The following is a 4,811-nucleotide window of genomic DNA, read 5'->3' on the forward strand; positions in this document are numbered from 1 at the left end:
TTTTTTAGCACTATTTTGATTTGACGTCGGTCGTGTATCACATTTATTTGTGAGGCTGTTTTAATGCGTTCCACTGTGAAACGGATTAACAAAAAGATGTCCCAAAATGAAACCAAATTTATTTAATTTTTTTATTGCGCTGCGCCCTTTAAGTTGCCGGTAATTCTCACCCGGAGAGCACTACCGGGCACAATTTTTTAATCTTATGAGCCAGAGCAAAATGAGACGATCAAAACGATTCGAAGTCCTCGAAAAGCGGCCAGTTAACCAGGATGGCCTGATTGGTGAATGGCCTGAAGAAGGGCTGATTGCAATGGGTAGCCCCTGGGACCCGCCATCTTCCGTGAAAGTAGAAAACGGGCGCATTGTTGAACTGGACGGCAAAGCCCGTGCCGATTTCGACATGATTGATCGGTTTATCGCCGATTACGCCATCAACATTGAACAGACAGAACGCGCAATGGCCCTGGATGCGTTGACGATTTCACGCATGCTGGTGGATATCAACGTGGGGCGGGCAGAAATCATTAACATCACCACCGCCATCACCCCGGCGAAAGCGGTGGAAGTGATGGCCCACATGAACGTGGTGGAAATGATGATGGCGTTGCAGAAAATGCGCGCGCGGCGTACGCCTTCCAATCAGTGTCATGTGACCAATCTTAAAGACAACCCGGTGCAAATTGCAGCGGATGCCGCTGAAGCGGGGATCCGCGGATTCTCCGAACAGGAGACCACCGTCGGCATTGCCCGCTATGCGCCGTTTAATGCACTGGCGTTGCTGGTGGGCTCGCAATCTGGCCGTCCTGGCGTATTAACCCAGTGCTCAGTGGAAGAAGCCACCGAACTGGAGCTGGGTATGCGCGGGTTTACCAGCTATGCGGAAACCGTCTCCGTGTACGGTACTGAAGCGGTGTTCACCGATGGCGATGACACACCGTGGTCGAAAGCCTTTCTGGCGTCTGCCTACGCGTCTCGCGGGCTGAAAATGCGCTACACGTCTGGCACAGGCTCGGAAGCGCTGATGGGATATTCCGAGAGCAAATCGATGCTTTACCTGGAGTCGCGCTGCATCTTTATCACCAAAGGTGCCGGGGTGCAGGGGCTGCAAAATGGCGCGGTAAGCTGCATTGGCATGACCGGGGCGGTACCTTCCGGTATTCGTGCGGTGCTGGCGGAAAACCTGATTGCCTCCATGCTCGACCTGGAAGTGGCCTCCGCCAATGACCAGACGTTCTCCCACTCTGATATTCGCCGCACGGCACGCACGCTGATGCAGATGCTGCCGGGGACGGACTTTATCTTCTCAGGCTATAGCGCCGTACCGAACTACGACAACATGTTTGCCGGGTCGAATTTCGACGCGGAAGACTTTGATGATTACAACATTCTGCAACGTGACCTGATGGTCGATGGCGGTCTGCGTCCGGTATCGGAAGAAGAGACCATCGCCATCCGCAATAAAGCGGCCCGCGCGGTACAGGCCGTATTCCGTGAACTGGGGCTGCCTGCGGTGACCGATGAAGAAGTGACGGCGGCGACCTATGCGCACGGCAGTAAAGACATGCCGGCGCGTAATGTGGTGGAAGATCTGGGCGCAGTGGAAGAGATGATGAAGCGCAATATCACCGGGCTGGATATTGTTAAGGCCCTGAGCGTTAACGGATTTGATGATGTGGCTGACAATATTCTCAATATGCTGCGCCAGCGTGTGACCGGGGATTATCTGCAAACCTCCGCGATCCTCGACCGTGATTTTGACGTGGTCAGCGCCGTAAACGATGTCAACGATTACCAGGGGCCGGGTACGGGTTACCGAATCTCCCCGGAACGCTGGGAAGAGATCAAAAACATTGCCACGGTTATCCAGCCTGACAGCATCGAGTAAGGGGAACTGCATCATGGAAACGAAAAAGAAAAAGAGCCCGGTTTTTACCCTGACTCTGGTTGAAAACGGCGTTGCCGGTGCGGGTGAACGTGCCGATGAAGTCGTCATTGGCGTTGGCCCGGCATTTGATAAATTTCAGCATCAAACCCTCATTGATATGCCGCATAAAGCAATTATCAAAGAGCTGGTGGCGGGCGTTGAGGAAGAGGGGCTGCATGCCAGAGTGGTCAGGATCCTGCGCACCTCGGATGTCTCTTTTATGTCCTGGGATGCGGCAAATCTCAGCGGCTCGGGGATTGGAATCGGTATCCAGTCTAAAGGGACAACGGTTATCCACCAACGCGATCTGTTGCCGCTCAGTAACCTGGAGCTGTTCTCTCAGGCTCCGCTGTTAACGCTCGAAACCTATCGTCAGATTGGCAAAAACGCCGCGCGCTATGCCCGTAAAGAATCGCCCTCGCCGGTGCCGGTGGTGAATGACCAGATGGTGCGCCCGAAATTTATGGCGAAGGCGGCGTTGTTCCACATCAAAGAGACAAAACATGTGGTGCCAGATGCCAAACCCGTTGCGCTGAATATTGAAATTATCCGGGAGGAAAAATGACCACGAAAACCACAATGACGGCCGCAGATTACCCGCTGGCAACCCGCTGCCCGGAGCGTATCCAGACGCCGACCGGAAAACCACTTACCGATATCACGCTTGAAAATGTTCTCGCCGGAAAGATAGGCCCACAGGATGTGCGTATCTCACGGGAAACCCTGGAGTATCAGGCGCAAATCGCAGAACAGATGCAGCGCCATGCTATCGCCCGCAACCTGCGCCGCGCCGGGGAGTTAATTGCTATTCCTGATAGCCGGATCCTCGAAATCTATAATGCGCTGCGCCCCTATCGTTCTTCCACCGAGGAGCTGCTGGCGATTGCCGATGAACTGGAAAACCAGTATCAGGCGACGATTAACGCCGCGTTTATTCGCGAATCGGCAGAAATCTATCGCCAGCGCGATAAGCTGCGTAAAAAAGAAGCATAAGGGCGAGCTGATATGGCATTGATTGCGGGGATTGATATTGGCAACGCCACGACAGAGGTCGCCCTGGCCGAGTCCACCAGCCAGGGGCTGCGATTTCTTACCAGCGGAATTGTGCCGACGACCGGAACGAAAGGGACGCGGGACAACATCAGCGGGGTGGTTGGTTCACTCATGCAGGCGCTGGATAAAGCCGGGCGCAGTCAGCAGGATGTGGCGCTCATTTGTCTGAATGAGGCCGCGCCGGTCATTGGCGATGTGGCGATGGAGACCATTACCGAAACCATAATCACCGAATCGACGATGATTGGGCATAACCCCCAGACGCCGGGCGGTGAGGGACTGGGCGTTGGGACCACGATCCGTCTGGAAAATCTGGACGCGCTGACGCCCGAAGAATACAGCAGCGGATGGATACCGCTGGTGGACCATCAGGTCGATTTTATGGATGCCGCCTGGCAACTGAATGAGGCCCTCACGCTGGGCATCAACGTGGTGGCGGTGATCCTCCAGCAGGATGACGGCGTGCTGATCAATAATCGCCTGCAGCGTACCTTGCCGATTGTTGATGAAGTGACGCTTATCGACCAGGTACCCGAAGGCGTGCTGGCGGCGGTAGAAGTGGCGGCGACCGGGCAGGTGATTTCGCTGTTGTCTAATCCCTATGGCATCGCCACCTGGTTTGCGCTCACCCCGGAAGAGACACGGATGATTGTGCCCGTGGCGAGAGCGCTTATCGGCAACCGTTCGGCGGTGGTGCTGAAAACGCCGAAAGGCGATGTGAAATCGCGGGTGATCCCGGCGGGGCATATCACCGTGCGTGGGGAAAAACGTACCGTCCAGGCGGATGTGGCACGTGGAGCCGAGTCGATTATGCGCGCGGTCGCCGGGTGTGCCCCAATTTGCGATATTCGCGGTGAACCCGGCACCCACGCTGGCGGGATGCTGGAACGGGTGCGCCAGGTGATGGCTTCCCTGAGCGGTCACGGTGCCCATGAGGTCTTTATTCAGGATTTACTTGCCGTGGACACGTTTATTCCCTGCAAAGTTCAGGGCGGGCTGGCGGATGAGTTCTCGATGGAAAATGCCGTGGGCATTGCGGCTATGGTGAAATCTGACCGACTGCAAATGGAGGTCATTGCGCGCGAACTCAGCCAACGTTTAAACACCCGTGTGGAAGTGGGCGGCGTGGAGGCCAATATGGCGATTGCCGGGGCGCTCACCACACCGGGGAGCGACACACCGCTGGCTATCCTGGATTTAGGCGCGGGTTCTACGGATTCCGCCACCATCAATAGAGCAGGGCAGATAAAATCGGTGCATCTGGCGGGGGCGGGCAATATGGTCAGCCTGCTTATCAAAACCGAGCTTGGATTAAGCGATTTGACGCTGGCGGAGGAGATTAAGAAATACCCGCTCGCCAAAGTTGAAAGCCTGTTCAGTATTCGCCATGAAAATGGGGCGGTGGAGTTTTTCCGCGAACCGCTCAGCCCGGCCGTGTTCGCTAAAGTGGTGTATATCAAAAACGGCACCCTGATCCCGATTGATAATCACACTTCGCTGGAAAAAATCCGTCTGGTGCGCCGACAGGCAAAAGAAAAAGTTTTTGTGACCAACTGCTTGCGGGCTCTGCGGCAGGTCTCGCCGGAGGGCGAAATCCGTGACATGGCCTTTGTGGTGCTGGTAGGCGGATCATCGCTGGACTTCGAAATCCCGCAAATGATCACCGATGCGTTATCCCATTATGGTGTGGTCGCCGGGCAGGGCAACATTCGCGGAACGGAAGGCCCGCGTAATGCGGTGGCAACCGGACTCGTGTATCGCTGCGATACAGATAATGACCGGGTTTGCGATGACAGATAAATATAAGTTAGTCGCGGTATGTTAATGAAAC

Annotated in this window: 4 protein-coding genes; all 4 read left to right on the forward strand. The window is 55.3% G+C overall.

From position 1 onward, the window contains the following. The first annotated feature begins 220 nt into the window (after positions 1 to 220). From AC0Z7K_RS24215 to AC0Z7K_RS24230, 4 genes are read left to right on the forward strand one after another with little or no spacing between them, the layout of a single operon-like run. Entirely contained in the window at positions 221 to 1,888 is a 1,668-nt protein-coding gene (locus AC0Z7K_RS24215; protein ID WP_049273390.1) for a propanediol/glycerol family dehydratase large subunit, read from the forward strand. Positions 1,889 to 1,901: 13 nt separating this feature from the next. After that, positions 1,902 to 2,492 (forward strand): propanediol/glycerol family dehydratase medium subunit, encoded by a 591-nt coding sequence (locus AC0Z7K_RS24220; RefSeq protein WP_049273373.1) that lies wholly within the window; start codon positions 1,902 to 1,904, stop codon positions 2,490 to 2,492. Further along, positions 2,489 to 2,920 (forward strand): diol dehydratase small subunit, encoded by a 432-nt coding sequence (locus tag AC0Z7K_RS24225; protein ID WP_049273372.1) that lies wholly within the window; start codon positions 2,489 to 2,491, stop codon positions 2,918 to 2,920. Before AC0Z7K_RS24220 ends, AC0Z7K_RS24225 begins: the two co-directional genes overlap by 4 nt. A 12-nt stretch (positions 2,921 to 2,932) precedes the next feature. Then, a complete protein-coding gene (locus AC0Z7K_RS24230) occupies positions 2,933 to 4,780 on the forward strand; it encodes a diol dehydratase reactivase subunit alpha (protein ID WP_049273371.1) in 1,848 nt (615 codons plus the stop codon). The last annotated feature ends 31 nt before the right edge of the window (positions 4,781 to 4,811 follow it).

This window comes from Rahnella sp. 1L-D-7-B-C2 (assembly GCF_057290995.1).